The organism is Streptomyces sp. NPDC027962, assembly GCF_055566095.1.
On sequence record NZ_JBVHTA010000014.1, the window covers coordinates 34622 to 60253 of the forward strand.

Sequence of the window (25632 nt, forward strand, 5' to 3'; positions counted from 1 at the left end):
GGCGGGCCGGCAGGCGGGGTGGGCAGGCGGCTTGCCCACCGTCTCGGCCTGTGCCCGCCCGGGGCACGGGGCCCCGGGCGGCGGATGCGTTCTGGACGGCCGGGAGGTTGGGACGGCTCAGTCGCCGGACGGGCGGCCGCTGCCGCTGCTCGCGTTTTCGACGACAGAGCACGGGCCGGCATCGGGCGCGGTCACCACCGCCGACGCCTCGCGCGGGGCTCGTTCGAGCCGCTCGCCTTCGATGTCGAGGTCGGGGACGATGCGGTCCAGCCGGCCGGGCAGGCTCCAGGCGCGTCGGCCGAGCAGGGCGAGGACGGCCGGTACGAGCGCCATACGGACGACGAACGCGTCGAAGAGGACTGCGGCGGCGAGCCCGAAGCCGACGGTCTTGAGCATCTGCTCGTCGGAGCCCATGAAGGCGGCGAACACCGAGATCATGATCACTGCCGCGGCGGTCACCACCCGCGCGCTGTGCTCGAACCCGCTGATCACGGAGTCCGACGGCGACTGCCCGTGCACATACGCCTCGCGCATCCTGGTCACCAGGAACACCTCGTAGTCCATGGCGAGACCGAAGACCACGCCGACCATGAAGATCGGCATCATCGACATCACCGGGCCCGGTTCCGCGACTTCGAAGGCGGACGCCAGCCAGCCCCACTGGAAGACCGCGACCACCGCGCCGAGTCCGGCCAGGACCGACAGCAGGAATCCCAGGGCCGCCTTGAGCGGCACGAGGAGGGAGCGGAAGACCGCGATCAGCAGCAGGAACGCCAGTCCGACCACGAGTGCCAGGTACGGGATCAGCGCGTCGGACAGTTTCTGTGAGACGTCCACGTTCATCGCCGTCGTACCGGCGACGAGGACGCCGGCGTCGCTCCCGCTCGCGAGCGCCGGGTCGCGCAGCGCGTGCACGAGGTCGGCCGTCTCCGCACTCGCGGGCGACGCGGCCGGGACGACGTTCAGTACGGCGGTGTCGCCGGACTCGCTCAACCGGGGCTGCCCGACGGCCGCGACGTCCTCCCTGCCGCGGATCTGCTCGGCGACGCCCTGCGCGGCCGCCTGGGCGCTGCCACCTCCGTCGGCCTGGACGACCACGGTCAGCGGTCCGTTGAAGCCCGGGCCGAAGCCCTCGGCGATGAGGTCGTAGGCCCGGCGCTCGGTCGTCGACACCGGCTTGCTCTCGTCCCCGGGCAGCCCCGTCTCCAGGGAGGCCGCCGGCAACGCGACCACGCCGAGCAGGGCGACGCCGCCGAGGAGGACGGCGACCGGCCGCCTGACGACGAACCGGGCCCAGCGCACGCCCATGCCTGCGGGCGGAGGGTCGCCCGTGTCCGTTCCCCGGCCCGCTTGCCTCCCCCGGCGCCGTGGGCGGGCCGGGCCGATCCGTCGGCCGCAGATCCCGAACAGCGCGGGAATCAGGGTGATGGCGATCAGCACCGCGATGACGACCGTGCCGGCCGCGGCGAGGCCCATCTGCGTCAGCAGCGGGATGCCGACCACGCACAGCCCCGCAAGGGCGATGACCACGGTCAGACCGGCGAACACCACCGCTGACCCGGCGGTGCCGACCGCGTACCCGGCCGCCTCCTCACGGTCCCGGCCACGCGCGAGTTCGGCTCGGTAACGGGAGACCACGAACAGCGCGTAGTCGATGCCGACGGCCAGCCCGATCATGGTGGCGAGACCGGATGTCGTCGAGCCCAGACCGAGCGGCTCCGCAAGGACCCGGATCGCCAACCCGCCGATGCCCACGCCGAGTACAGCGGTGAGCAGCGGAAGTCCGGCAGCCAGCAGCGAGCCGAAAGTGAGGACGAGCACGACGGCCGCCACCGCGAGGCCCAGGGCCTCCGAGGAGTGTCCGCCGGCCATCGCGTTGACGGCGTTGCCGCCGACCTCGACGGCCAACTCCGGCGAGCCTGCCTGCTCGACGGTGTCCTGGAGCGCGGTGCGCGAGTCCTCCGCCAGTTCCGAGGCGGGCACGGGGTAGGAGACCTGCGCGTAGGCGGTGGTGCCGTCCTCGCTCACCGATCGGGTGGTGAACGGGTCGGTGACCCGCGCGACCTGCGGATCGTTCCCGAGTGCCCGGACCGTTTCCCCGATCGCCTTCCTCGCCTCGGGGTCGGTGACCTTGCCGTCCTCCGCCCGGAACACCACGCGGGCCGACGCGCCGTCGGCGTTCAGCTGCGGGAAACGCTCCTCCAGCAGGTCGTACGCCTGCTGCGCCTCCGTGCCGGGCATCGAGAAGTCGTTCGGCGGCGCGGCGGGCGCCCGCCCGGCCAACACCCCCGTCCCCACGAGCAGTACCACCCACAGCAACGCGACCAGCCGCCGCCTCCGGAAGGAGAGGCGGCCGAGTCCGCACAGGAATGTGGCCACAGCAAGGGCTCCAAGTCAGGTCGAGGAACGTCGGAAGACGGCATCGACGCTGTCAGCCCTGCCTGACCGCACCCGGAGAGATCCTGGGAGCCTTCTGAGAACTCCGGCCGCCCCCCACATGACTGAAGCGGAGCGAACCGGACATATCACCGTCCGCCGCATAGTGATTCACAGGAAGCTCATCGAACCGCCGGTCGGACCGCGGCATCCGAACGGGAACGCGGGGTTGACGCGTGCGCCGATCGACGCGCGCCCCGGGCAGGGCGAGATCGAGCACATCCTGCGCTACGCCCCGGTGCGCGCCCTGGTCTTCGACGCGGCCCACCGAGAGGACACCCTGGCCGCGATCGCCGCGACAGGCACCGACTTGCCTGCCCGTACCGCTCGACGACGCCCCGGAGGGTACCGAAGGGCCCGACTCACCCGCTCCTGGGCGGACGCCAGGGGGTTGCGGGCGCCGGGCAGCTCCACGACGTCGCCGGTCGGCCCCCGACCACCCGGGCCACACACGCGCTGCAGCCGGTCCGCTCCCGGCCGTCTCCTGGAAATCTCCAGGCGGAAGGGCCGTCCTGGTATTCCGGCGCCCGGAAGGAGGTTTGCGCGAGGGCCAGAATGCACATCGGTTCCATACACATGTAAACGGAGGGGCAAGTGTCCACTGAATTCAACCCGGACTTCGGACTGACGGCCGAGGACTACACCCGCCACCGCGCCGGATTCCCACCGGAGATCGTCGAGCGGCTCGGCCGCCTCGGAGCGGAGGTGCGGGACCAGGATGTGCTGGACCTCGGCACCGGGACCGGGAGCCTCGCCCGGCTCTTCGCCGGGGCCGGGGCGCGGGTCACCGGTGTCGACCCCGCCGCCCCACTGCTCGAACAGGCCAGGGAACTGGACCGGGAGGCCGCCGTCGAGATCAGGTACGAGGTGGCCACGGCCGAAGACACCGGGCTTCCCGACGCGGCATTCGACGTGGTGTCGGCGGGCCAGTGCTGGCACTGGTTCGACGCCCCCAAGGCCGCCGCCGAGGTGTGGCGGCTGCTCCGCCCGGGCGGGCGCGCCGTCATCGCGCATTTCGACTGGCTGCCGCTGCCCGGCAACATCGTCGCCAGGACCGAGCAGTTGATCACCGCGTACAACCCCGCCTGGACCATGGGCGGCGGAACCGGGCTCTACCCGCGCTGGCTGACCGACCTGGCCACCGCCGGCTTCGGCGCCATCGAGACGTTCTCCTTCGATCTCGACGTGCCGTACACCCCCCAGGCATGGACCGGGCGGATCCGGGCCAGCGCCGGCGTGGGCGCGAGCCTCACCCCTGAACGGGTCGAGGCGTTCTCAGCCGATTTGGACGGCATCCTGCGTGACCACTTCCCTGGTGACGTCCTGCGCATTCCGCACCGCACCTGGGCTGTGGTCGCGGTCAAGACAGCTGAGGGGGCGGGACTTTGACCCGGAGGCCATGACCGTCACCCCTCCCCGGCGCGGCCCGGTGCCGCACCGGGGAGGCCCCATGCCCGGTGGTCTCCGGTTGTGCATGACGGAAGATGACGGGGCGTCGGCAGACCCGCCGCCGGTACGGATCGCTGATCGCCCTCAGATCTGTTCCGTCAATGATCTCTGAGTGATGCGCGGCAGAGAGCCGGCCGACTGGAGGGTTGGCTTGTAGTGCCGGCGAGAGGCGGGACTACGGGCAGAGGTGAGCCGCCGATCGGCCCTGTCTGTCGGCTGGAACGCTGCTGACCGACGGCAGGAGCCTCAGCGGCGACGCCACCAGCGTCGTTTGCGCTCGGCCCGGAGAGTCCGGAGATTATCGGCCGCGACTGGGTTGCCGGCCTCGGCCGACCGGCGGAACCAGTTTTCGCCCTCGCCGAGGTCGCCGCGTTCCACAAGCAGGCGTCCGAGATTGTTGGCGGCATCATCGTCTCCGGCTTCGGCGGCCCCGCGGAACAACATCTCGGCCTCGTCAAGGTCCCCGCGGTCACGGACCAGGAGGCCGAGCAGTACCGCACCGTGGGTGTTTCCGGCTTCGGCGGCGCGCCGGAACCAGGTCTCGGCCTCGCGGAGTTCCCCACGGTCACGGAGCAGGACTCCGTAGTTGCCGGCGCCATCCGGGTCATTGCCCTCGGCCGCCCGGCGAAGCCAGGGTTCGGCCTCGGCGGTCTCGCCGCGCTCGCTGAGCACTGCCCCGAGGTAGAAAGCGGCCCGGGGATTGCCGAGTTCGGCGGCCCGACGCCACCACACCTCCGCTTCGGCATGGTCTCCGTCTGCGCAGAAGAGCATGCCCAGCACATGCGGCTCGCCAGGTGAGCCCGGCTCGACGGCGCGCATGTACCGGATGTGGGCCCTCTCCTCCTCACCTGCTTCCCGCAGCAGAAGGCCGAAGCGGTAGACAGCGTTGATCTCGCCCGCGTCGGCGGCCACCTCCAGTCCGGGGTACGGGAGTTCAGGTCTGCCCGCCGACTCTGCGTCCATGGTCCGCCTGTCCTCCCGCTCGGCCGAAAGAAGGTAGAGATTATCCCTTGACCGTTGACCGCCGGGCCCGAATGGGATGATCTTGTTCTGGCTGGTGTGATCACGGCGTCGGAGCCGTCCTGGACAGCCCCGTTCACCGGGCTGAGCCCGCGCCGGTGAGGTCGAGGTCAGGGGCCTGATCGCATCGCGGGTCGGGTCTCTGAGTGGTTCCGCAGGCCGTCTTGGGAGCCGTTTGGGAGCCGAATTCGGATACCGGCTCCCCCTGGGTCCCGGGCGGTATGGGCGAGTGTCTGCTGAATCGGCTGCCTCCGATGGCGGTCGTGAGCGACAGTCTGCGGGCCCAACCGGCGCTGGAGTTGCTCGCCGCCCGACGGCTGCTGGAGCGCTTGTCGGCGTGCAGTCCTGGTGCGCAGCGGCAGAAAGCGCGGTCCACCGGTTCTCGAAGACCGTCCCGTCACGAACGACGGGCACGGCTGGATCGAGCCGGTGCGATGCTCAGTTGCCGACCACTCCGGCGTCGATGCGCCGACCACGTGACGCGTCCACCACGACGGGGATGCCATCCGGGATCCGTCCCTCGAGCCGGTCGAGCAGAGACTCCACCGGCGGGAGGTCTCCGGGGGTGCGGACGTGGACGTACATCGTCCGGGAGGCCGCGTCGACACTCGTGACGGACGCGCCGGGCTCGTCGGCGAGCCACTGTTCCGCCGCCTCCTTGGTCCGGCCGGTCCATGCGTTGAGCAGGAGCGTGACCACGGTGTTGGCCGTCAGCGGAATGAACACGACGACGAACAGCAGCGCCATGGCGGCGTATGCACGGCGGGCAGGCCGTCCGGCCGCCTTGTCGGCCTCCACGCCGTAACCGAGCGAAGCGAAGACCACCATGCCCCCGAAGACCAGGGCGAAGAGGTTCGACACGAACAGCACAAGTGCGCCCAGCGCCAGCCATCCCGACAACTGTCCCAGGCATACCCCGACCACCACCAGGGGCGGGACGAGGGAGATGGCGATCGCGACGCCGGGCAGCACGGCGGCGACGTCCCTCCGGGCCAGCGCCACCGCGCCGGCGAAACCGGTCGCCAGGGCAGCGATCAGGTCCATCAGCCCCGGCGACGTCCGCGACGAGATCTGGCTGTTGGACAACAGGTCGTAGCCACTGGGGAGGGCCACCGACATGGCCATCCCGACCGCGACCACCAGCAGGCACGCGAGGAGGACGACCCTGGCCGATCCGGTGCGGCGGCGCTGCACCGAGCCCAGGGCGATGCCCATGATCGGCGTGGACAGCGGCGCGATGATCATCGCGCCGATCACGGTCGCCGTCGAGTCCGTGAGCACCCCGCCGCCTGCGATGACCGACGACAGCGTCAGCATGGTCCAGAAGGCCGAACGCTTGGACGTGGTGTCCCCGAACGAGAGGTCCAGGTCCTGGGTCAGTTCGTCCAGCGAGCGGCGCTGGGAGGCTGGCAGAACACGGGCGCGAACTTTGCTGATCACGCCCCCCAAACAACCACGGTCAGCACGGTTTCGGCGGGCAGGACACGGGCGGCGCAAGTCCGCCTCCGGCAGGGGGCTCAGTGGAGGATCTTCTCCTTGGCCCCGCCGGAACTCGTCGTCGGTGATATCGCTCTTTGCGCGGATCCCAGGCAGTGTGGCGAGTTGCTCTGCCTCGCTCCCAGGGCCCGCGCCATGGCCGGCAGTCTCGCGGATGCAGTGGTCGAGCACCTGCTGCCGGGCCTTACGAGGCCATGGGCCGGGCCGCCCCCGGAGTCCGGTTCCAGCGCATCCGGCACCACGGCAGCACCAACTGGCTCTGGTCGGAGACCTCCCGCGGGGCAAGGTCCGCGATCCGCGCGGCCTCGTGGTGCCGAGCGTAGACGGTGTCGACATACCGGTGGCCGCGAGGGCGCCGGTGGACGCGCCGGACCCGACACCGCCTACGACGGTGAGCCCGTCCGCGCCGGTCGCCTCCAGGATGCGGTCGGCGATCGCGCGGTAGCCGAGGTAGTGGACGTCGTCGTGGTACTGCCGCATCCAGTGGTACTCGGGGTGTTCGGCGAGGATCTCGTGGATCCGCTCCACCCGCCGCTTCTGGTCCAGCTTGAGGTCGCTGCACGGTTCCATCTGCTCCAGCGTTGCCCCGAGCACGGCGAGTTGGGTCCGCAGGGTGCGGTCCACCGTGGTCGAGCCGACGATGTGACAGCGCATGCCGTACCGGTGGCAGGCCAGGGCGAGCGCGTACGCGTAAATGCCGCTGGAGCTGTCCTGTAAACGGTTCCGCGGACAGGGCGGTCACGCCCGAGCCGAGGAAGGCGCGGGCGACGGCGCTGCCGGTCTGCGCGTAGACGATCGGAGGGTTGCCGCGGGAACGGCAGCGCTCGAGGATGGTGTCGAACGAGCCGTTGCTCAGGGTCATTCCGGTGGCGACGACGGCCTCGGCGCGGTCCAGCACCTGATGCATGTCGTCGGTGACGGGGTCGCCCCACTGGGTGGCCTTGAGGTTGAAGTCGCAGGGCTGCGGTTCCCCGCCGCGCTCGCGGATCGCCGCGACCAGCGGGTTGACGACGCCGATGAGGCCGACCTTGGCACCGTCCTCGATGTAGAGCAGGCCGGCGATGGCGGCGTCCCGGGCCTTCGCCCGGACCTCCGGGGTACCGGTGGGGAGGATGACAGGCTCGGCGTCGCCCGCCTCGGCGGCCCCACGGTGCGGAGTCCACCAGCGGGGGGCCGCGGCTCGACGTCCAGGCCGAGATGGGCGCCGGCGACGCGGGCGAGGTCGCCCCGGAGAAGCTGGCCCGCGTCTCCTCGCTGGACTTCCTGGTGTCCTACGGCCTGGCGCCGGTCGGGCTCGCCCTGATCGCCCCGGCGATCGACGCCTTCGGGGTCACGGCCGTGCTCGCGGTGTGCGCCGCCGCCTGCTTCCTGGTACCGGCCGCGGCGGCGCTGGCGACGCCCACCGCCCGCCACTTCACGCGGACCGCCCCGGCGACGACGGGCTGACGAAGGACCGCCCCGTCGAGCCCCCGCTCCACGGGCCCGTCCCCGCCCCCCGGTTCCGGCAGGAAGTTTGCGGCATCGACGACCGTGACCATGGTGTCGAGGCGGGCCAGGTCGCCGAGGGTGGCGCCGTCGTCGCGGGGGAAGGCCGAACGTCGCGGCCACGGGCATCGGTTCGGAAATGCCGCTGGACTCGATGAGCAGGTAGTCGAAGCGGTCCTCGCGCGCGAGCCGGTCGACCTCCTCGAGCAGGTCGTCGCGCAGGGTGCAGCAGATGCACCCATTGGTCATCTCGACGAGGCGTTCCTCGGTCCGTGAGAGGGCGGCCTCGCCGCCACGCACCAGTGCTGCGTCGATCCGGATCTGCGCGATGTCGGTTTCCGGCCCGTCTCCGCCTCCCAGCGGACTGCCTCCGCGATCAGGGATTCGAACGCATCCTGCGGGAGCCTCCCCGCCTCGGCATCCGGGTGGCGGCCGAGGCGGAAGGGAGCCGTGCCCGGGGATGTCCGGTCGGCGGCTTGGCGTACGAGCGATCCGCGGTCAGGCGCCGAAGCGGCGACGGGAGGACTCGATGTGGCCCAGGTACCGGTGGGTCCAGTCGCACAAGCCGTCGATCGTCACGCGCAGGGCCTGGCCCGGCTCGGTCAGGTTGTACTCGACCCGCGGTGGCACGGTGGGGTGAACGGTCCGCTCGACCAGGCCGTTGCGCTCCAGCATGCGCAGGTTCTGGGTGAGCATCTTGTGGCTGATGCCCTCGATCCCCTTGCGCAACTCGCTGAACCGCAGGGTGCGCTCACCGAGGACCTCGATGATCAGGAGCGCCCACTTGTTGGCGACGTCCGAGAAGATTTCCCTGGCGAGGGAGTCCGCGCGCATCAGGTCCGCTTCCTCGGACGATCCCCTGAGCTGCTTGGTCACTATAAGGTTCCCCAGTCACTGAAAAGTGCGTTCTTCCAGGTCAGCCATCACTCTCCTATGGTTCTTCAGTAACCACAAGAGACAACTGACCCCGCTGGTGGAAACGAGCCCGCGGGCTCTCAGGACAAGGAGACAGGCAACATGGCCATCACCCTGGTAAACCCCGGCGGACTGCCGGAGATCAGTGCCTACCGGCAGGTGTCGATCGCGACCGGGTCGAAGCTGGTCTTCGTCGCCGGGCAGGTCGCCTGGGATGCCGAGGGAGTCACGGTCGGCGAAGGTGACCTCGCCGCACAAGTCGAGCAGTGCTACCTCAACGTCTCCACTGCCCTGGCCGAGGCCGGTGGCAGCTTCGACGACGTGGCGAAACTGACCGTCTACGTCGTCGACTGGACCCCCGACAAGATGCCCATGCTCATGGAAGGGATCACCCGGGCGGCCGCGAAGCTGGGGGTCACTCCGGTACCGCCGGCCACGCTGCTGGGCATTGCGGCACTGGACGTACCCGACCATCTGGTCGAGATCGAAGCCACGGCAGTCCTCGACTGAACAAGGATTCACTTCACGAGCAACGAACCCATCGCCCTCAGCAAGGCACTATGGGCGCCGACGGCACGTTCTCCTTCGAACCCGGCGGCGCCTACCGAACCCGCGTGAGTAGTCCGTCAGTCGGTGCCGACGACGACGGCGAAGAGGCCGGTGCCGAGGATCCGCTCGCCGCTGATCTCCGCCTCGGTGGTGAGCAGTCGGCGGATGCGCCCGGTCGCCTCGTCGAAGTCGATGTCGTCGGCCGTGCCCAACGCCTCGCCCCTTTCGGTCAGCACGAGTTTGCCGAGCGGATCGTGGCTCTTGTGGGCCGGGTCTGCGGGGTCGATGTCCCTCTCGGCCCGCAGATCCTCGGCAGCGCGGATGGTGACGGCATCGGCCCCGAAGGCCAGGATGTCGTCCCAGAGCAGCACATGGCCGCCCCGGCCTCTGGCCTTGAGCCGGAAGCCCGCGACGCGAGCCGGGGCAGCGGCAACGGTGCACGCCGCGAGCGTGCCCACGGTCTCGGCGCCGGAGACACTGACCACGCTCCGACTCCGGGCATGACCGAACAGCATCACTTCTCCTGTGTGAGTCGATTGCGCAGGGATTCGACGGCGGCGGGCAGGCCGACGAGGTCACCGGCGGCGTACTCGACGGTGACCTCCGGCACCACGACCATTTCCGCGGACGCGGACAACGGCCGGACCACCGGTAGGACCAGCAGCCTTCCTGCCTCCGCGGCGGAGTCGATCTCGTAGCCGACGACCCGTGCCGTCTCCCCGGGCTCGATGACGACATCCGTGATTCTGCCGAGATCCCTGCCGCCCTCGGTCATGATCCGGGCCCCCAGCACGTCGTCCCCACCCGCATCCGCTTCCGTGCGTGCGGCAGCGTCGTCGTCCAGGGCGGCCTCGTCGCGGATCATCACAGCGTCCGGGCCCAGTGCGTGCACGTTCTGCCACAGCAGGACACGTTTCAGTGGACCGGCGAGCATTCCCCGGCCGCTGAGCGTGAAGCAGCGGATGGTGCCGCTGTCGCTGTCGAACACGATGTCCTTGATCTGCGCGACGTCGTCGCCGCCCAGCGTGACGACAGGCTTGCCGGCGATCTCACCTGCCCGAAGACAGCCGGTCATCACAGGCCGCCCTTGCCGTGCGGAGTCCTTCCACCGGCGATCACCCGGCCCTTGCGGCGCCGTGCCTGTACGGCCAGCGCCGAGAAGGCGAGCAGGGCGAGTACGGCGAGCACCAGGACGAGCCAGACCCACCATTCCATGGCCCACACCTCCGAGGTTCGAACAGAGTCCGACCGGAACCCTCCCTTCCGGATTCTGCCCGGTCTCGGGAACCTCGAACACGGGACGAAGTCCGTAGGCGCACCGAGCAGCTGGTTCTCCGGGGCAGACATCACCGGTTGCCGGTGGTCGCGGCTGCCGGGTGTGATGGAGACGAGCCCGCATCAGGTCCCGAGCCGCACCGCAAGGGCCCCAGGACCGTCGGATCCGGGCCCGCGGCGGGAGAGGAGGTGGCTGTGCACGTTCACCACACGGCCGGCCCGGTGGTGGTGGGGGTCGTTGACACCCATGAGCAGGGGCGGGTCGTCCACCACGCCGCCGAAGAGGCGGTTCGCCGCGGGACGGCCCTGCACATCCTGCACGCGGTCGAGTGGCCGCTGCCCGCGGGATCGGCCGAAGCCCTCGACACGACCGCCACGTACGTGGAACGTGCGGAAGGTGTGATCGCACCGTTCGCCGATTCCGTCTCCCAGCAGTTTCCTCGGCTGGAGATCGTACCGGACCTGGTGTCCGGGTCCCCCGTGCCGGCGCTCATCGAACGGTCTGCCGAGGCGTCACTGATCGTTGTCGGTCACCGTGCCGGTGGTGGGTTCTCTCGGCTGGCGCTCGGCTCAGTGAGTCTCCAGGTCGCCACACACGCCGAGTGCCCGGTCCTCGTGGTCGGGCCCGGGGAGAGCGCCGAGCCGAAGGAGAACCGGGTGGTGGTGGGTGTCGATGTGCACGACCTCCTGTCAGGTCTGATGGAGTTCGCGCTCGACGCGGCCGACTCCCGCAGCGCCGCCCTCGACGTGGTCTATGCGTCCACGCGGCCCGACCTCCTCAGCACCGGGCCCGCCGGGCCCCTGATCGGGGACCGCGAGGCGGTTTTGAGGAGAGCGCAGGAGGCGCTGGAGAAGGTGCTGGCCCCTCACCGTTCCCGTCATCCAGACCTGAAGATTCGGTCGCGCGTCGAGCGGCGCCGACCCGGGCACGCCCTGGTGGATGCCTCGCAGCACGCGAGCCTGTTGGTGGTCGGCTCCCACGGCCGCGCCGGGCTGAAGCGGCTGCTGCTCGGCTCGGTGAGCGCTGAGGCGCTGCGCACGGCCGTGTGTCCGGTCGTCGTGGTGCCGACCGTGCATCGGGGGGGTGTGGGTTCGTCGGGTCCGCCGGCGTGACGACAGGCGCGGTTCGCACGCGATCGGCTGCCCGAACCATGCGTGTGTGGGCGGCTCCCGCCGCACACCGCTTTGGGTGCGGGCGAGCACGACGGCGCTGGACAGCAGACCGACGTGGAGGTCTTGCGGGAAGTTCCCGGGAAACGGGAAGTTCCCGGGAACGGAGCCGTCGGAGGGGTCGATCTGCTCGAGGAGCAGGCCGAAAGGACTGGCGTACTGACGGGTCGGCCCGCGTGCCGGTCAGGTGCGCCGGTCAGAGAAAGTACTGGACCAGCGTCAACGCGTCGATGGTGCCGAGGAGGTGGGGTCGGTCGTCCTCGTAGTCGACGACCAGGACGAACGGGCTGCCGGTACGTTCCATGAGCGCGGCCATCTGGAGGGGCGAGGCATCGGGGCTCACGACGGCCGGCGTGGGCGGCCGCTTGGGCAGCACGTCGGTGAGCCGGAGGGATGCTGCCCTGCCCCGTACGTCATGGTCGAGCGATTCGCCCACGACCGCGGCGAGGAGCGGGTCCTCGCGTACGGCTCTGGGCAGAGCGGCGGTCAGGACCTGTGTCGCGGGAACGACGGCAAGGGGGTGCCCGTCCTCGCTCGCCACGACGACCGCCGGGGCCCGTTCACGGACCAGCAGCTCCGCGGCCTCCCTCCACGGCGCATCCGGGTGCACAGGCGTGCAGGGCCAGGCCAGGTCACGTGCGCGCATGGGGAAGGGCCTCGGTGGTCGTCGCGTCGTCTGCGGGACGGCTTTGGGGTGGAGTGCCGGTGTCGACGAGGTCGTCGACGTGGAAGAGGCGGGCGATCGGGACGTCGGTGCTGCTGTGGGCGATGATCGAGAAGGCGATGCATACGGCGATCAGCGTGTATGCCTCCTTGCCCTGGGGGATTCCGGCCTGCAGGACCAGCAGCCCGTAGACGACCGAGGCGAAGCCCTTCGGGCCGAACCAGGCCGCGACCAGCTTCTCCCTGCGGTCGAGCTTCGTGCCCACCAGCGAGAGCAGCAGCGACGCGGGCCGGATCAGGACGATCGCCAGGATCACCGCTGCGTATCCGCCGAGGGACAGGTCCCCGAAGAGCTGCGGGGTGAGCAGCGCGCCGAACACCAGCAGCGCGGCGAACTTCGCGAGCTCCGCCAGCGACTCCCCCAAAGGCTCGAACGCCTTCTGGGATTCCGGCGAGACGGCCGCGAGGACGGCGCCCGCGGAGAACGCGGCGAGGTAGGGGTTGGCGTGGGTGAGATGGCAGGCGGCGTAGAGGATGATGCCGATGGCCAGCGGCAGGAGCGGCTGCAGCTTCGCCTCAGCGCCCAGGAACCGTACCCGTACGAGTCCGTTGACGAGCAGCGGCAACACGACGCCGAACGCGAGACCCAGCCCCAGCTCCAGGCCGATCTTCCCGAGGGACGCCTCGGCGTGGGGCGAGGTCGGGCCGGCGGCGGCGATGAGGACGAGGACGATCGGAAGAGCGAGTCCGTCGTTGATGCCGCTTTCGACGTTGAGGAGTTCACGCAGCCGGGCCGGAACTTCCTTGCGCCCCACGATCGCTGAGGCGAACACGGGGTCGGTCGGCGCGAGGACCGCTCCCACCAGGAAGGACGTCGTCCAGTCCAGGCCGACCAGGTAGTGGGTGATGAGAGCCATGCCGACGCAGGCGAGCGGCATGCCCAGACTGAGCGCGCGTGCGGGATTGCGCCAGTTGGCCCGCAGCTTGGCGAAGGAGACGTGCATCCCGTCGGTGAACAGCACAGCGAACAGCGCGAGGTCGGCGGTGACCGACACGATCTCGCTGTCGGGCGTGATGTGGATCAGCCCGAGGAAGCCGTCGCTGACCAGTGCCCCGCCCAGCAGGAAGAGCAGCGAGGTGGACAGGACGGTGCGGGCGGCGAGCCCGGACAGGAGTACGGCGACGAGCAGCGCGGCCCCGAAGACGGCGACGAGCAGCATGGCAGAAATCCCCGATCGACGAAGAGACGTGTCCCTTGTTCGCCGACCAGACTTCCCGGCACACCGGTACGAACCTTATACGTTCCTCACGCGGCAGTGACAGGTCCGTGACGGGCAACCGGACAGACCTTCGGCTGCCGGAACGCGGAAATCACCTCGCCGGTGGGGGGAAGGGTCCTCAGGCCATCAGCGCATCTGCTCGGCCGGGCGACGGTGAACGCGACGAGCAGCCCGGCCAGTACGCCCGGGGCGGGATCGTCGGCCCGGCGAACGCCCCTCCGGCCGCCCCGAGGACGAGCGGGGTGGTTGCACCTGCGCCCAGAGCCCGACGGTCTCGGAGGCACGCCCACTGATGTCGTCCGCTGCCGGGCACTCTCAGTTCGCGGACGGCGGTGCGGATGACCTGGATGGCGAGAACCATGGTCGTCCGAGCAGTGCGGCTTCCATGGCGTCTCCCTAGCCGCGTGCGGCGTCGCCGGGCCGCACGCCGGTCTGGTAGATGTCGGGGATGCCGTCGGCGTTCTCGTCCCGTTCCTCTTCCTCGCACAGACGCCGGTACAGGCGGTTGCGGCGCCGCAAGAGCACCGAGGCAAGGGCGGCTGCGGTCAGGGAGCCGATGAGGACAGCGGCCTTGACGTGCTCGGCCTCCGCAGGGTCCGGGAAGGCGAGTTCGCCGATGAGGAGAGCAACGGTGAACCCGATCCCGGCCAAGGCCGCGATCCCGAACACGTCGGCCCAGGCGAGGTCGGGGTTGAGCTGCGCTCTTGTGAAGCGCGCGGCGAGGTACGTGCCGAGGAAGATCCCGAGGATCTTGCCGATGACGAGGCCGATCAGCACGGCAAGCGGCTCGGGGTCGGTGAAGACCTGGGTCAGAGCGGCACCGGAGATGGTGACACCGGCGGCGAAGAGGGCGAACAACGGCACCGCGACGCCTGCCGAGAAGGGATGCACGAGGTGGGAGACCCGGGCCGCCGGCGATGCCTTCTCACCCTTGTCACGGGTGGTACGCAGAATGAGGCCGATGGCGACGCCCGCGACGGTGGCGTGGACACCGGAGTTGTACATCAGCGCCCAGATCGCCAGCCCGAGCGGCACGTACCACCACCAGCCCCGTACGCGGAATCGCTGGAGGAGGTGGAAGAGGACGAGTCCGGCGAACGCTCCGCCCAGCGCCCAGAAGTTGAGCCCCGAGGTGAAGAAGACGGCGATGATCAGGATGGCACCGAGGTCGTCGACGACGGCCAGAGTCAGCAGGAACGCCCGCAGAGCGGACGGCAGATGGGTGCTGATGACGGCGAGGACCGCGAGCGCGAAGGCGATGTCGGTGGCCATCGGCACGGCCCAGCCCTTGAGGCTTCCGTCCCCTGCCGCGGCCGTGGCGATGTAAAGGACGGCCGGTACCGCCATGCCGCACACGGCTGCGATGACGGGGAGAGCCGCGGTGGCCGGCGTACGCAGCTCGCCCACGACGAGTTCGCGTTTCAGCTCGACGCCGGCGACGAGGAAGAACACGGCGAGCAGCCCGTCGGCGGTCCAGTGCCCGACGGACAGGTCGAGGCCCAGGGCGGGTATGCCGAAGTGGAAGTCCCGTATGGACTCGTAGACGTCGCTCCAGGGGCTGTTCGCCCAGACGAGCGCGACGACGGCGGCGGCGAGGAGGACGAGGCCGCCGACGGTTTCCGTACGAAGCGCTTCGGAGATGGCCTGCCGTTCGGGCCACGGCAGGACGCCGAAGAGCGGGTCGCGCGGGCGGGTCTGCGTCATGGAGTGAGCCTCCGGGGCGTTCGGCTTTTGGGCACACGGGCCCTCGGACGCCGACCAGACTTCCCGGCACACCAGCGTCGCATTTGACGCGTTCTTTGAACCCTATCGACCCTCACCTGATCCCACCAGTGGGGTTCTCACCTGCTGAAACGCACGCAAGCGGGCCCGTCCACACCAAGGCGCGAGGTGTGCACGGGCCCGCTCGGGAACCGGGCCGCGGGGGCGGTCAGACGGTGGTCGTCACCGGCTCCTGGTCTTCGTCGCCCTTCGGGGGCGTCCCCGCTTCGCGCTTCTTCACGAAGGCGAGGAAGGAGTTCAGCTCGCGCTTGACGACGGGGGCGAGGAGGTAGAGGCCGATGATGTTGATGACCGCGAGCATGAACAGCACGGCGTCGGCCATGTCGATCAGGGTCTGCAGCGTGAGCAGGGAGCCTGCGACCGCGAAGACGGTGTAGACGACCTTGTAGATGACCTCACTCGCCTTGCTGCGGCCGAAGAGGTACGTCCACGACTTGAGGCCGTAGTAGCCCCAGGTCAGCACCGTGGAGATGGCGAACAGCATCACTGCGAAGGTGAGGATGTACGGGAACCACGGCATGACGGTGGCGAAGGCGTCGGAGGTGATCGTGACGCCTCCGATCGACTCGCCCGCGCGCGCCTCGGCCCAGCTGGCCGGGTTGGCGATGACGATGGTCAGCGCGGTCATCGTGCAGATGACGACAGTGTCGATGAACGGCTCGAGGAGGGCGACCAGGCCCTCGCTCGCGGGGTGCTTGGTCTTGACCGCGGAGTGCGCGATGGGCGCCGAGCCGAGTCCGGCCTCGTTGGAGAAGGCGGCCCGCTTGAAGCCGACGATCAGCGCACCGAGCACACCACCGGCGACACCCTGCGGGTTGAAGGCACCCTCGATGATCGTGCTGACGGCCGCCGGGACCGCGGTGACGTGGACCAGGATGACGACCAGGCAGGCGACGATGTAGATGCCGGCCATGGCCGGGACCAGCCTGCTGGTGACGTTGGCGATGGAGCGGATGCCGCCGAGCAGCACGATGCCGACGAGCGCGGCGATCAGGATGCCGAAGAACAAGGCGCCCGCGGAGGAGCCCATGAGGCCGTCCTCGCCGCCGGTGACGGAAACCAGCTGGGCGTAGGACTGGTTGACCTGGAAGAGGTTGCCGCCGAAGAGGCCGAAGAACAGGACCATGAAGGAGGCGAGGACCGCGAGGACCTTGCCGAGGGTCTTGCCGTTCTTGCCGAAGCGCTCGGCGAGGCCCTTGGGCAGGTAGTGCATCGGGCCGCCGGAGACGGTGCCGTCGGCGTGCACCTCGCGGTACTTCACACCGAGCGTGACCTCGACGAACTTGGTGGCCATGCCGAGCAGGCCGCACAGGATCATCCAGAAGGTCGCGCCCGGGCCACCGATGGAGACGGCGACGGCCACACCGGCGATGTTGCCAAGGCCGACCGTTCCGGAGACGGCGGCGGTCAGGGCCTGGAAGTGGTTGACCTCGCCGGCCGACCCCTTCTCGTCGTACTTCCCTCTCACGACGTCGACGGCGAGACGGAATTTGCGGACCTGCACGAGCCCGAACCAGCCGGAGAAGACCAGACCGGCGACGACGAGCCAGGCGACGATGAGGGGCAGGTCCGTTCCGCCGACGGAAACGGAGTAGAAGACGATGTCTCCGAGCCACTTGGCTATGGGCTCGAAGAATCCGCTGACGGCTTCGTCGACGGACTGCGTGATGGAGTCGAGTGACACGGTGGATACCTCGTGACGCAGGGCCGGCGCGCGGGAAGGCTACGCCGGTGAATGTGCGGTCTTGGAGCGAACGCCGTTGTCCGATCGGCGACCCGGGGGGGGTCGCGCCCGCGGACTCGGAGCGTGATCACCTCGGTCGTACTGCCGGGTACGTGCCCGGCGCCCCGCAGGATGGCGAGGGGTGGTGCCACCTGCGAAGTTGCGCATTCCTATCACGGCAACACCGAAACGTGAGGTGATACAGATCACATCACGTACGGTGATCTTCAAAAGCCGCAGCGAGCGTGACACGACCGTTATCCGGACACCTATATCCGTTCAACGGGCATCTATTTCGACTGGTCAGTAGCTTATGGGCTCGCGCACCTGTCAGTGCCCTGTCCCGCGCGTCGTGTCACCCTTGATCGGCGACAGCCGTTCCCCCGGGCTCGGCCGACGCTCGCCGTCGGCGCGCCGCACAGCAGCGATGCGGGCAACACCGTCCCGCGCCTTCCCGCAGAAGCAGGCGCGGGAGCCGCCACGCACGGACACCCAGAGCGATGCCGAACGCCAGGCCGGCGCGAACAGCGCCAGGAACAGCAGGGCGACAGGCACGCCGGGAACTCCAGGGCTGGCGGAAGACCGTGCCGACCGGACTTCCCGGCTCACCGGAGCGCGATCCAACGGGCACCGCCTCCGTCCCGTCCGGCCGACGACCTGACGGTGACGGCATTGAAAACACGTAAAGACTGCCGGACTCCGGCAGTGAATCGAAGCACTGGTCGGTGGAACCATGCTCCCGACGGCAGACAGCGCTGGGCCCATGACCCTCGCCCTCGCGGAGCCGAGCACCCGGGCAGGCAGGCCGGCAGCAAGGCCGTTCGCCCCGCGCAGACCGGTGATCGGGAACCGTACGTCCACAACGTCACAGGGGGAGACATGGCGGCACTGCCGCACCAGGGGAACGCGGAGGCGCGCGCCGCTGGGCACATGGTGGTCTGCGGCGACGACGGGCTCGCGCCCCGCCTGGCCGACGAGCTCCGGGAGGTCTACCGTCAGCGGGTCGTCCTGGTCGTCACCCGCGAATGGGCCGAGGAGCGGACCGGCGGGCCGGTCGCGGTGCCGGCGGACACGACGAGCGGCGGCACGGTGGTGCCCGTACACGTGATGACGGCGCAGGCTCCGACGCAGGAGGCGCTGCTGCGGGCCGGGGTCGACCGGGCGACCGCGCTCGCGCTGCTGTACGAGGACGACGAGACGAACGTGCGGGCCGCTCTCGCCGCCCGCCGGCTCAGCCCCGGGCTCCGGCTCGTGGTCCGCATGTACAACCGCAAGCTGGGCCAGCACCTGGAGGAACTGCTCGACCAGGCGGCGCTCGCGCACTCCCCCGGCATGGACCGGGCCGTCCTCGACGCCTCCGCGACCGTCCTGTCCGACGCGGACACCGCGGCCCCCGCCCTCGCCGCCACCGCCGTCGCCGGAACGAGCAAGGTCGTCCAGGCGGACGGCGTCCTCCTGCGCGCGGCCGAACGTCCCCCGCCCGGACGCGGTGAGATGCCGGACCCCGGCCTGTGCACCCTGGCACTGCTGTCGTCCACCACCGCCGACCCGGCGGGCGCCGAAGGCTCGGAGGCCAGCGGCCCACAAGGCCCTCTCCTCCTGCCCGACGACCGGACCGTGACAAGCGGCACCGGGCGCGGCAGCGTCGTCCTGGAGACCGTCCGGTACGCCGGCCCCGCCCTGCCCGCGCGGCGTCTGGCCCGCCGTGGGGCGCCGCTGCGCGAACTCTTCTCCAGCCGCCTGCGATGGGCGCTCGCCGGCATCGTCGCCGCCGTCCTCGCCCTCACCCTCACCACAACCCTGCTCACCGACGCCGACCCGGTGCACGCCGCCTACATCACACTGCTCGACCTGTTCTCGATCAACGACCCGGCGATCAAAGGGTCAGTCACCAACCAGGTTCTCCAGCTCCTGTCCGGGCTCGTCGGCCTCGCCCTGTTGCCCCTGCTCGTCGCCGGAGCACTGGAGGCAATGGGCACCTTCCGTGACGCGGGCACACTGCGCCGCCCGCCGCGGGGACTGTCCGGCCACGTCGTCATGCTCGGCCTCGGAAAGGTCGGCAGCCGTGTCCTCACCCGGCTGCGAGAGCTCGACATCCCGGTGGTCTGCGTCGAGGAGGACCCCGACGCCCGCGGCATCCCCCTCGCCCGCAGCCTCCACGTGCCGGTCGTCCTCGGAGACGTCACCGAAGAGGGCGCCCTGGAAGCCGCCAAGATCCACCGTGCGCACGCCCTGCTCGCCCTCACCAGCTCCGACACCACCAATCTGGAGGCCGCGCTCCACGCCCGTACCGTCAAGGCCGATCTGCGCGTGGCCCTGCGCCTGTACGACGACGACTTCGCCTCCGCCGTCTACCGCACCCTGCGCACCGCGCACCCCGACGCCCTCACGCGCAGCCGTAGCGTCACCCATCTCGCCGCCCCGGCCTTCGCCGGCGCCATGATGGGCCGCCAGATCCTCGGCGCCATCCCCGTCGAACGCAAAGTCCTCCTCTTCGCCGCCCTGCTCGTCTCCGGACACCCCCAGTTCGAGGGACGCACCGTTTCCGAGGCGTTCCACCCGGGCGCCTGGCGCGTACTCGCCCTCGACACGGCCTCGCCCGCAGCACGCCGCCCCGACCTCGCCTCCACCCACCACGACGGCGACCAGCCGCAACTGCTGTGGGACCTCCACCCCGGCTACGTGCTGCGCCCGGAGGATCGCGTGGTCATCGCCACCACACGCCGCGGTCTCGCCGAACTGCTGGGGAGACATCCCGCCGGCGCCGGCCCCGAACCGCGCGACCGCTGACCCGTCAAGGACGCCAAGAGCCGCGTATCGGCCGGCCTGCGGTCCCCGCGGAGGACGAAGACCGTGGCCTGGACGGTGCCCCCGGACGACCACCGTCATCACCACGGCCGCCCGTGCCATGCCTCTTGCCGACGCCGGCCGCGGAGGCGACGTCACGTGACGGCGGAGGACCCCCGGACCGGTGCCGGGGGTCCTCCGAGGTGCGTGCGGTGTCGTCAGTGGCCGGCGGTGAGTTCGCCGGTGAGCTTGCCGTGGAGGTGGGCGCTGGGGGTGTTGAGGCCGGTGATCTCGACGGTCTTGCCGCGCTGGGCGTACTTGGTCTCGATGGCGTCGAGGGCGGCGACGGAGGACGCGTCCCAGATGTGTGCGGCGGACAGGTCGACGATGACGTTCTTCGGGTCGCCTGCGTAGTTGAACTGGCCGACGAGGTCGTTGGAGGAGGCGAAGAACAGTTCGCCGGTGACCCGGTAGACCACGGTGGTGTGGTCGGGGTCGGTGACCGCGGTGACCTCGGCGAGGTGGGCGACACGCTTGGCGAAGATGACCATGGCGGTGACGGAGCCGGCCACGACGCCGATGGCGAGGTTGTGCGTCGCCACGACGCACACGACGGTGACGAGCATGACGACGATCTCGCCCGCGGGCATGCGACGAAGTGTCTTCGGGGCGATGGAGTGCCAGTCGAAGGTCGCGAACGACACCATGATCATGACGGCGACCAGGGCGGCCATGGGGATGTCGGAGACGACCGGGCCGAAGACGATGCACAGGACCATCAGGAACGCGCCGGCGAGGAAGGTGGACAGCCGGGTGCGGGCGCCGGAGACCTTCACGTTGATCATGGTCTGGCCGATCATGGCGCAGCCGCCCATGCCGCCGAAGAAGCCGGTGACGATGTTGGCGATGCCCTGGCCGATCGATTCGCGGGTCTTGTTGGAGTGGGTGTCGGTGATGTCGTCGACCAGCTTGGCCGTCATCAGCGACTCCATGAGCCCGACCAGCGCCATCGCGAACGCGTACGGCGCGATCGTCGCCAGCGTGTCCAGGGTGAAGGGAACGTCCGGCAGACCGGGCACCGGCAGGGAGGAGGGCAGGGCGCCCTTGTCGCCGACGGTCGGCACCGCGATGGCCGCGCCGACGGTGATCACGGTCAGGATCACGATCGAGACGAGCGGGGCGGGGACGACAGTAGTGATCTTCGGGAAGAACACCATCAGCACCAGACCACCGATGATCAGCGGATACACCGGCCAGGGAACGTGTCTCATCTCGGGGACCTGGGCCATGAAGATCAGAACGGCCAGGGAGTTGACGAAACCGACCATCACCGAACGGGGAATGAAGCGCATCAACTTGGCGACCCCGAGAGCGCCGAGGATCACCTGGAAGACGCCGGCCAGGACAACCGCGGCGATCAGGTGGCCGAGACCGTGCTCACGGTTCAGCGGCGCGATGACCAGGGCGATGGCACCGGTGGCAGCGGAGATCATCGCGCGTCGGCCGCCGACGATCGCGATGGTCACGGCCATGGTGAAGGAGGCGAACAAGCCGATCGCGGGGTCGACACCGGCGATGATCGAGAACGAGATCGCCTCGGGAATCAGGGCCAGGGCGACGACCAGGCCGGCCAGCACCTCGGTGCGCCAGACCTTCGGATCGTTCAGCCAGTCGGGCTTCAGGCCGCGCAGGCGCGCGGCCGGGGACAGAACGGAAGCAACAGAAGACAAGGGGGACGGAACCTGTCGTGCTCGGGCACGCACCGTTCGGCAGGGCGAGGCGTGCGGGAAGAACGCGAGGTGGCCGGGTCGGCACCCCGCGGACGGCCCCGTGAAGACGCGGGCCGGAAATCGGAGTAGGGAGCGGGGACCTGCCCGAGGGCGCGGCCGGGCTCACGTCCGGGGGCCGAGCGTCACGGCGGGCAGGCGGCGGCGGGCGTCGTGGGCTCGCGCACGCTTCTCTCCTGCAACAATCGGAACTTCGCCGGGGGCACCATCGGCCCCGACACGGCAATGGCGGGGCAGCGGCACGCCGCCCTCACCGACAACAACTCTACCCTAACGTTAGAGTAGTGATCGGCGGCGCCCTACGCGGTCCCGCTGACAGCAGCGAGAGAGGCCAGAGGATCACGGGCGTGGACGGCAAGCACATGCAGATCGGCGAGGTCGCCGCACGGACCGAGTTGTCCTTGCGCACGATCCGCCACTACGAGGAGACCCGTCTGGTCGTCCCCTCCGCGCGCTCCCAGGGCGGCTTCCGCCTCTACACCGAGACCGACGTGCAGCGGCTCATGGTCATCCGCCGCATGAAGCCCCTCGGCTTCACTCTCGACCAGATGCGCGACCTCCTGGACGCCACCGACCGCCTCGACGCCGACACCGGCCTCGACGCCGACGAGCGCGAAGCCCTTCTGGAGCGCGTCCGCAGCTACGAACAGGCTGCCATCGAGCAGATCGACAAGCTCCGCGTCCAGCTCTCCCGCGCCGAGGACTTCGCCACCACCCTCCGCACACGCCTGGAACCCGACGCGATCGACGCCGGAACCCGAAGGAGATGAATTCGCCGGCCGGCCAATGGCGTTCTCCGCATGCCGCCGGGACTTCGCAGCCTTTCAGGCATCCGCGCAGAGCCGCTTGTGACGCTGCCGTCGTCAGGCCGGGTGGCGCGGCCCGTCCGGTACTTGCGCACGGTCTTGGCGCTGTCGGCGGCGGCGCAGCGTGACGGCAGTGAGCAGCAGCGCGGCGAAGGCCGCGGCGATCACGGGGATGCCGATGCCGTCCAGCAGGCCGGCGATGAACTGCTGGACGGTGCCTGCTGTCTCGATGACGGGGTCGCTGGTCCGGGCGTCGCGCAGGACTCGGATCTCGTACCAGCCGTAGTACGCGACGTAGGAACCGACCAGGAGAAGCAGGATGCCGCCGAGGCGCGAGGCGACGGAGCCGAGTTGGCGCAGCCGGCGTACGCGGGCGGTTCGGGTGAGGGCGACGGACAGGGCGGCGACGCCGACGACCAGACCCATGCCGGCCGCGTACGCCGTGAACAGGAAGGCACCTTCGAGAGCTGAGCCGCTGCGGAAGGCGGAGACGACGATGGCGAGGAAGGGGGCGATGGTGCAGCCGAGGGACGCGATGGCGTAGGCGGCGCCGAACAGGGCCATCGACGGCACGGAACGGGTCACCGTGGGGGCGCGTCGGAGTTTCGGAAGCAGGGTGGGCAGGTCCCGTCCGGCCAGCAGCCAGCCGCCGGCTACGGCCAGGAGGAGGCCGAAGGCGATGGTGAACCAGGGCAGATGATGCTGGACCTGGCCGGCGACGGGCGCGACGGCGAGGCCGAACAGGGCGAACACGGCGGCGAATCCGGCGGTCATGGCGGTGGTCGCGGTCAGCGCGCGGGTGACGGCCGCGGTGCGGGTGGGTGTGTCGTCGCCGAGGACGAGCAGGGAGAGATAGGCGGGCAGGAGGGCAAAGCCGCAGGGGTTGACGGCGGCGAGCATGCCCGCTGTCAGAGCCAGGGCGAGAGGCAGGTCCGACACGGCGGTCAGCCCACGAGCGGGCTGATCTTGTCGGCGAGCCCCTTGCCGGCCGGGAGGCTTCCGGTGAAGACGGTCTTGCCGTCCTTGTCGAGGACCACGTAGAAGCTCTGCTGGGTGATCTCGAACTTCTTCCAGATCTCCCCGCGTTCGTCGGACAGATTCGGGAAGGCGCCGACCTTGGTGTCGGTGACGAAGTCCTTCATGGCCTGCGGCTTGTCGAGTCCGGCCACCCCGATCACGTTCGCCTTGCCGCGGAACTGGGCGGCGACCCTGGCGGTTTCGGGTCCCTGGGCCTTGCAGGTGGGGCACCACGGGGCCCAGAACCACAGCACGGTGGGCTTGCCCGCCAGTGTCGCGGCGTCGAAGGGCCGGCCGTCCACGGTCGTGCCGGTGAAGCGCAGCGCCTCGGGTACCGCTGAAGCCCCGGACTGCCCGCCTGCCGGCGCGGAGGAGCCGGAGGCCGCCGGAGCGGCCGTATCCGCTGCGCCGCGGGGGGAGGCGCCGTCGTCGCTGCCGCAGCCGGCCAGGGTGAGTGCGGTGGCGGCCACGAGGCCGGGGAGGATGAGGCGGGCACGCATGGGTTGGTCGCTCCTGGAGGTCGGGGTCGGCTGAACTGTAGGCCGTGCGGACGAGTTGGGTGCGGTCCTGGTGGCTTACGGTTCGGTGACGTCAGCCCGCGTGATCGGCAAGGCGCTGCGGGTCGAGGACGGTGATGCGGCCCCGGGCGAGGCGGATGAGGTGCTGGTCGGCGAAGTCACGCAGCACCTTGGTGGTGGTCTCCCGGGAGGTACCCGCCAGAGCGGCGATCTGCTGGTGGGTGAGCGCGATCTGCGGGCTTCGTGCACCGAGCACCCTGGGCCGGGTCTCGGCCGCGAGGGTGAGCAGGGTGGTGGCGATGCGCTGCGGCACGGACTTGAAGACGCTGTCGGACAGGCGCTGTTCGAGGTCGGTGAGGCGGCGGCCGAGAATCTCGGTGATGCGGGCTGAGATGCGGGCGTCGGTCAGCAGGAAGCGATGGACGTCGGCGCGGCTCATGACGCAGACGGTGACGTCGTCGAGGGCCTCGGCGAAGTTGTCGTACATCCTCTGCCCGAGGAGGACCATCTCGCCGAAAATGGTGCCCGGGCTGATGATCGCGCAGGTCAGGGCGCGGCCGTCGGCGGAGACCCGGAAGATGCGGACGCGGCCCTTCTTGAGGATGAACAGCACCTCGGAGGGCTGGGAAGGTGAGTACAGCAGTTCGCCGGCGCTGTAGGCCTTCATCGGAGCCGCGGCGGCAATGGCGTCCATCTCCGCCTCGTTCAGGTCGCGGAAGATGTCGACCTCGGAGATGCACCAGGTCTTCTCGGTGTCGTCACCGGTGTGGGTCATGTGGTGTGTTTCCTCGCGTCGTCCCGGTGCCCACGGCGGAGGCACGGATCCCCACGGCGGGCTGGCCAGCGCTCCCGCGCTGTCGGCCAGACAGTAGTGCTCCGGGGCACCGAGGAAAGGTCCAGCACCCCGGAACGGTGCGCCGGGACCAGGTGTTGACGCCGGTGATGGCGGTGTCATCCCGTGGCCCGGCCGGTCCGCTTGTCTGCCATCGTTGCGATGCAGGAGAAGGTGAGTCCGGCCAGGAGGCCGAAGACGAGGTGGCCGCCGAGGCTGGAGGCGGTGACGTCGTTCCATTCGAAGACGGGCATGCCCATGTTGGCCGGCATGATCCACAGGGCTCCGAGGAACCACCACACCCCGCCGTAGACCAGGCCGAGGGCGACAGCGGGCGCGAGCCGCTGCGCGAGGTGGCCGAACACGACGCCGAAGACCGTGCCGGCCGCCAGCGCGATCGCGAGGTGGATCAGCCAGCCCACGAACGCGTTGGTGGAGCCGAGCAGGCCCGCGACCATCGTGATCATCGCGGTGTCCATCATCGGCCGGGAGACCGACATCCAGATCCCGAATCCGATTCCGCCGACCAGTCCGGCCGCGGCACCCCACACGGCGTGGACCGGGACGGCGGCGGTCTTGGGGGATACATCTGCTGCGGTGGCCATACTGATCATCCCATCCGGTGTGTTCGCTCCGGTGCT

At 70.0% G+C, this 25632-nt stretch carries 22 protein-coding genes and 4 pseudogenes; 6 read left to right on the forward strand and 20 right to left on the reverse strand.

Annotation, left to right across the window (positions count from 1 at the left end; all coding sequences use genetic code 11):
• Positions 1–117 precede the first annotated feature (117 nt).
• Positions 118–2379 (reverse strand): MMPL family transporter, encoded by a 2262-nt coding sequence (locus tag ACZ4SA_RS15670; protein WP_468274356.1) that lies wholly within the window; start codon positions 2377–2379, stop codon positions 118–120.
• Positions 2380–3030: 651 nt separating this feature from the next.
• Here ACZ4SA_RS15670 and ACZ4SA_RS15675 point away from each other — a divergent pair.
• The gene (locus ACZ4SA_RS15675) at positions 3031–3825 is read left to right on the forward strand and encodes a class I SAM-dependent methyltransferase (RefSeq protein ID WP_468274359.1); all 795 of its coding nucleotides are present in this window, start codon (positions 3031–3033) and stop codon (positions 3823–3825) included.
• 306 nt (positions 3826–4131) lie between these two features.
• Here ACZ4SA_RS15675 and ACZ4SA_RS15680 read toward each other — a convergent pair whose 3' ends face one another.
• The 4 genes and pseudogenes from ACZ4SA_RS15680 to ACZ4SA_RS15695 all read right to left on the reverse strand — a co-directional run.
• Complete coding sequence (locus tag ACZ4SA_RS15680; RefSeq protein ID WP_468274361.1) at positions 4132–4848, reverse strand: tetratricopeptide repeat protein; 717 nt, start codon at positions 4846–4848, stop codon at positions 4132–4134.
• Between the two features lie 495 nt (positions 4849–5343).
• Positions 5344–6738, reverse strand: coding sequence for a TIGR00341 family protein (locus ACZ4SA_RS15685; RefSeq protein WP_468274580.1), 1395 nt, complete (start codon positions 6736–6738; stop codon positions 5344–5346).
• 9 nt (positions 6739–6747) lie between these two features.
• A pseudogene (locus tag ACZ4SA_RS15690) lies at positions 6748–7131 on the reverse strand (pyridoxal-phosphate dependent enzyme); the annotation flags it as partial.
• Positions 7118–7609, reverse strand: a pseudogene (locus ACZ4SA_RS15695) (Rossmann-like domain-containing protein); the annotation flags it as partial. The pseudogenes ACZ4SA_RS15695 and ACZ4SA_RS15690, both read right to left, overlap by 14 nt.
• An 11-nt stretch (positions 7610–7620) precedes the next feature.
• On the opposite strand from ACZ4SA_RS15695, the pseudogene ACZ4SA_RS15700 reads away from it, so the two are divergent.
• A pseudogene (locus ACZ4SA_RS15700) lies at positions 7621–7848 on the forward strand (MFS transporter); the annotation flags it as partial.
• Positions 7849–7862: 14 nt separating this feature from the next.
• Here ACZ4SA_RS15700 and ACZ4SA_RS15705 read toward each other — a convergent pair.
• A pseudogene (locus tag ACZ4SA_RS15705) lies at positions 7863–8220 on the reverse strand (GTP-binding protein); the annotation flags it as partial.
• Positions 8221–8385: 165 nt separating this feature from the next.
• Positions 8386–8766, reverse strand: a complete 381-nt coding sequence (locus tag ACZ4SA_RS15710) for a winged helix-turn-helix transcriptional regulator (RefSeq protein WP_468274582.1) — start codon at positions 8764–8766, stop codon at positions 8386–8388.
• Positions 8767–8904: 138 nt separating this feature from the next.
• On the opposite strand from ACZ4SA_RS15710, the gene ACZ4SA_RS15715 reads away from it, so the two are divergent.
• Positions 8905–9312 (forward strand): RidA family protein, encoded by a 408-nt coding sequence (locus ACZ4SA_RS15715; protein WP_468274363.1) that lies wholly within the window; start codon positions 8905–8907, stop codon positions 9310–9312.
• Positions 9313–9428: 116 nt separating this feature from the next.
• Here the strand turns inward: ACZ4SA_RS15715 and ACZ4SA_RS15720 are convergent, their stop codons facing one another.
• From ACZ4SA_RS15720 to ACZ4SA_RS15730, 3 genes are read right to left on the reverse strand one after another with little or no spacing between them, the layout of a single operon-like run.
• The gene (locus tag ACZ4SA_RS15720; protein WP_468274365.1) at positions 9429–9836 is read right to left on the reverse strand and encodes a PRC-barrel domain-containing protein; all 408 of its coding nucleotides are present in this window, start codon (positions 9834–9836) and stop codon (positions 9429–9431) included.
• Between the two features lie 29 nt (positions 9837–9865).
• The gene (locus tag ACZ4SA_RS15725) at positions 9866–10426 is read right to left on the reverse strand and encodes a PRC-barrel domain-containing protein (RefSeq protein WP_468274367.1); all 561 of its coding nucleotides are present in this window, start codon (positions 10424–10426) and stop codon (positions 9866–9868) included.
• Positions 10426–10566 (reverse strand): hypothetical protein, encoded by a 141-nt coding sequence (locus tag ACZ4SA_RS15730; protein WP_468274368.1) that lies wholly within the window; start codon positions 10564–10566, stop codon positions 10426–10428. Before ACZ4SA_RS15730 ends, ACZ4SA_RS15725 begins: the two co-directional genes overlap by 1 nt.
• Positions 10567–10821: 255 nt before the next feature.
• Between ACZ4SA_RS15730 and ACZ4SA_RS15735 the strand changes: the two genes are divergently transcribed.
• Complete coding sequence (locus ACZ4SA_RS15735; RefSeq protein ID WP_468274370.1) at positions 10822–11739, forward strand: universal stress protein; 918 nt, start codon at positions 10822–10824, stop codon at positions 11737–11739.
• 253 nt (positions 11740–11992) lie between these two features.
• Here ACZ4SA_RS15735 and ACZ4SA_RS15740 read toward each other — a convergent pair whose 3' ends face one another.
• The 5 genes from ACZ4SA_RS15740 to ACZ4SA_RS15760 form a co-directional block, all read right to left on the reverse strand.
• A complete protein-coding gene (locus tag ACZ4SA_RS15740; RefSeq protein ID WP_468274373.1) occupies positions 11993–12442 on the reverse strand; it encodes a CBS domain-containing protein in 450 nt (149 codons plus the stop codon).
• Positions 12429–13679 (reverse strand): cation:proton antiporter, encoded by a 1251-nt coding sequence (locus ACZ4SA_RS15745; protein WP_468274376.1) that lies wholly within the window; start codon positions 13677–13679, stop codon positions 12429–12431. The genes ACZ4SA_RS15740 and ACZ4SA_RS15745 overlap by 14 nt, the downstream gene beginning before the upstream one ends.
• Before the next feature lie 456 nt (positions 13680–14135).
• Positions 14136–15443, reverse strand: coding sequence for a Na+/H+ antiporter NhaA (gene nhaA / locus ACZ4SA_RS15750; protein ID WP_468274378.1), 1308 nt, complete (start codon positions 15441–15443; stop codon positions 14136–14138).
• 226 nt (positions 15444–15669) lie between these two features.
• Positions 15670–17205 (reverse strand): alanine/glycine:cation symporter family protein, encoded by a 1536-nt coding sequence (locus ACZ4SA_RS15755; protein WP_468274381.1) that lies wholly within the window; start codon positions 17203–17205, stop codon positions 15670–15672.
• Between the two features lie 369 nt (positions 17206–17574).
• A complete protein-coding gene (locus tag ACZ4SA_RS15760) occupies positions 17575–17799 on the reverse strand; it encodes a hypothetical protein (RefSeq protein ID WP_468274384.1) in 225 nt (74 codons plus the stop codon).
• 324 nt (positions 17800–18123) lie between these two features.
• Here ACZ4SA_RS15760 and ACZ4SA_RS15765 point away from each other — a divergent pair, with 324 nt between their 5' ends.
• Complete coding sequence (locus ACZ4SA_RS15765; protein WP_468274387.1) at positions 18124–20034, forward strand: NAD-binding protein; 1911 nt, start codon at positions 18124–18126, stop codon at positions 20032–20034.
• A 215-nt stretch (positions 20035–20249) separates the two neighbouring features.
• On the opposite strand, the gene ACZ4SA_RS15770 is transcribed toward ACZ4SA_RS15765, so the two are convergent.
• Positions 20250–21740 carry a SulP family inorganic anion transporter gene (locus tag ACZ4SA_RS15770; protein ID WP_468274585.1) on the reverse strand — a complete coding sequence of 497 codons (1491 nt, stop codon included), beginning with the start codon at positions 21738–21740 and terminating at the stop codon, positions 20250–20252.
• 425 nt (positions 21741–22165) lie between these two features.
• On the opposite strand from ACZ4SA_RS15770, the gene ACZ4SA_RS15775 reads away from it, so the two are divergent.
• Positions 22166–22588, forward strand: coding sequence for a MerR family transcriptional regulator (locus ACZ4SA_RS15775; protein ID WP_468274389.1), 423 nt, complete (start codon positions 22166–22168; stop codon positions 22586–22588).
• Positions 22589–22681: 93 nt separating this feature from the next.
• Here the strand turns inward: ACZ4SA_RS15775 and ACZ4SA_RS15780 are convergent, their stop codons facing one another.
• The 4 genes from ACZ4SA_RS15780 to ACZ4SA_RS15795 all read right to left on the reverse strand — a co-directional run bounded on the left by ACZ4SA_RS15780 (position 22682) and on the right by ACZ4SA_RS15795 (position 25596).
• Positions 22682–23563 (reverse strand): cytochrome c biogenesis CcdA family protein, encoded by an 882-nt coding sequence (locus ACZ4SA_RS15780; RefSeq protein WP_468274391.1) that lies wholly within the window; start codon positions 23561–23563, stop codon positions 22682–22684.
• Between the two features lie 5 nt (positions 23564–23568).
• The gene (locus tag ACZ4SA_RS15785) at positions 23569–24141 is read right to left on the reverse strand and encodes a redoxin domain-containing protein (protein ID WP_468274393.1); all 573 of its coding nucleotides are present in this window, start codon (positions 24139–24141) and stop codon (positions 23569–23571) included.
• Between the two features lie 91 nt (positions 24142–24232).
• Complete coding sequence (locus ACZ4SA_RS15790) at positions 24233–24934, reverse strand: Crp/Fnr family transcriptional regulator (RefSeq protein WP_468274395.1); 702 nt, start codon at positions 24932–24934, stop codon at positions 24233–24235.
• A 176-nt stretch (positions 24935–25110) separates the two neighbouring features.
• Positions 25111–25596: a hypothetical protein gene (locus ACZ4SA_RS15795; RefSeq protein WP_468274398.1), complete on the reverse strand. Its 486-nt coding sequence runs from the start codon at positions 25594–25596 to the stop codon at positions 25111–25113.
• Between the last annotated feature and the right edge of the window lie 36 nt (positions 25597–25632).

Excerpts from the sequence above, each read along its gene's own strand:
- ACZ4SA_RS15680 (WP_468274361.1), bottom strand. The coding sequence starts at position 4,848 with ATGGACGCAGAGTCGGCGGGCAGACCTGAACTCCCGTACCCCGGACTG.
- ACZ4SA_RS15685 (WP_468274580.1), bottom strand. The coding sequence starts at position 6,738 with ATGTCGACACCGTCTACGCTCGGCACCACGAGGCCGCGCGGATCGCGG.
- ACZ4SA_RS15715 (WP_468274363.1), top strand. The coding sequence starts at position 8,905 with ATGGCCATCACCCTGGTAAACCCCGGCGGACTGCCGGAGATCAGTGCC.
- ACZ4SA_RS15725 (WP_468274367.1), bottom strand. The coding sequence starts at position 10,426 with ATGACCGGCTGTCTTCGGGCAGGTGAGATCGCCGGCAAGCCTGTCGTC.
- ACZ4SA_RS15730 (WP_468274368.1), bottom strand. The coding sequence starts at position 10,566 with ATGGAATGGTGGGTCTGGCTCGTCCTGGTGCTCGCCGTACTCGCCCTG.
- ACZ4SA_RS15740 (WP_468274373.1), bottom strand. The coding sequence starts at position 12,442 with ATGCGCGCACGTGACCTGGCCTGGCCCTGCACGCCTGTGCACCCGGAT.
- ACZ4SA_RS15745 (WP_468274376.1), bottom strand. The coding sequence starts at position 13,679 with ATGCTGCTCGTCGCCGTCTTCGGGGCCGCGCTGCTCGTCGCCGTACTC.
- nhaA (WP_468274378.1), bottom strand. The coding sequence starts at position 15,443 with ATGACGCAGACCCGCCCGCGCGACCCGCTCTTCGGCGTCCTGCCGTGG.
- ACZ4SA_RS15765 (WP_468274387.1), top strand. The coding sequence starts at position 18,124 with ATGGCGGCACTGCCGCACCAGGGGAACGCGGAGGCGCGCGCCGCTGGG.
- ACZ4SA_RS15785 (WP_468274393.1), bottom strand. The coding sequence starts at position 24,141 with ATGCGTGCCCGCCTCATCCTCCCCGGCCTCGTGGCCGCCACCGCACTC.
- ACZ4SA_RS15790 (WP_468274395.1), bottom strand. The coding sequence starts at position 24,934 with ATGACCCACACCGGTGACGACACCGAGAAGACCTGGTGCATCTCCGAG.
- ACZ4SA_RS15795 (WP_468274398.1), bottom strand. The coding sequence starts at position 25,596 with ATGGCCACCGCAGCAGATGTATCCCCCAAGACCGCCGCCGTCCCGGTC.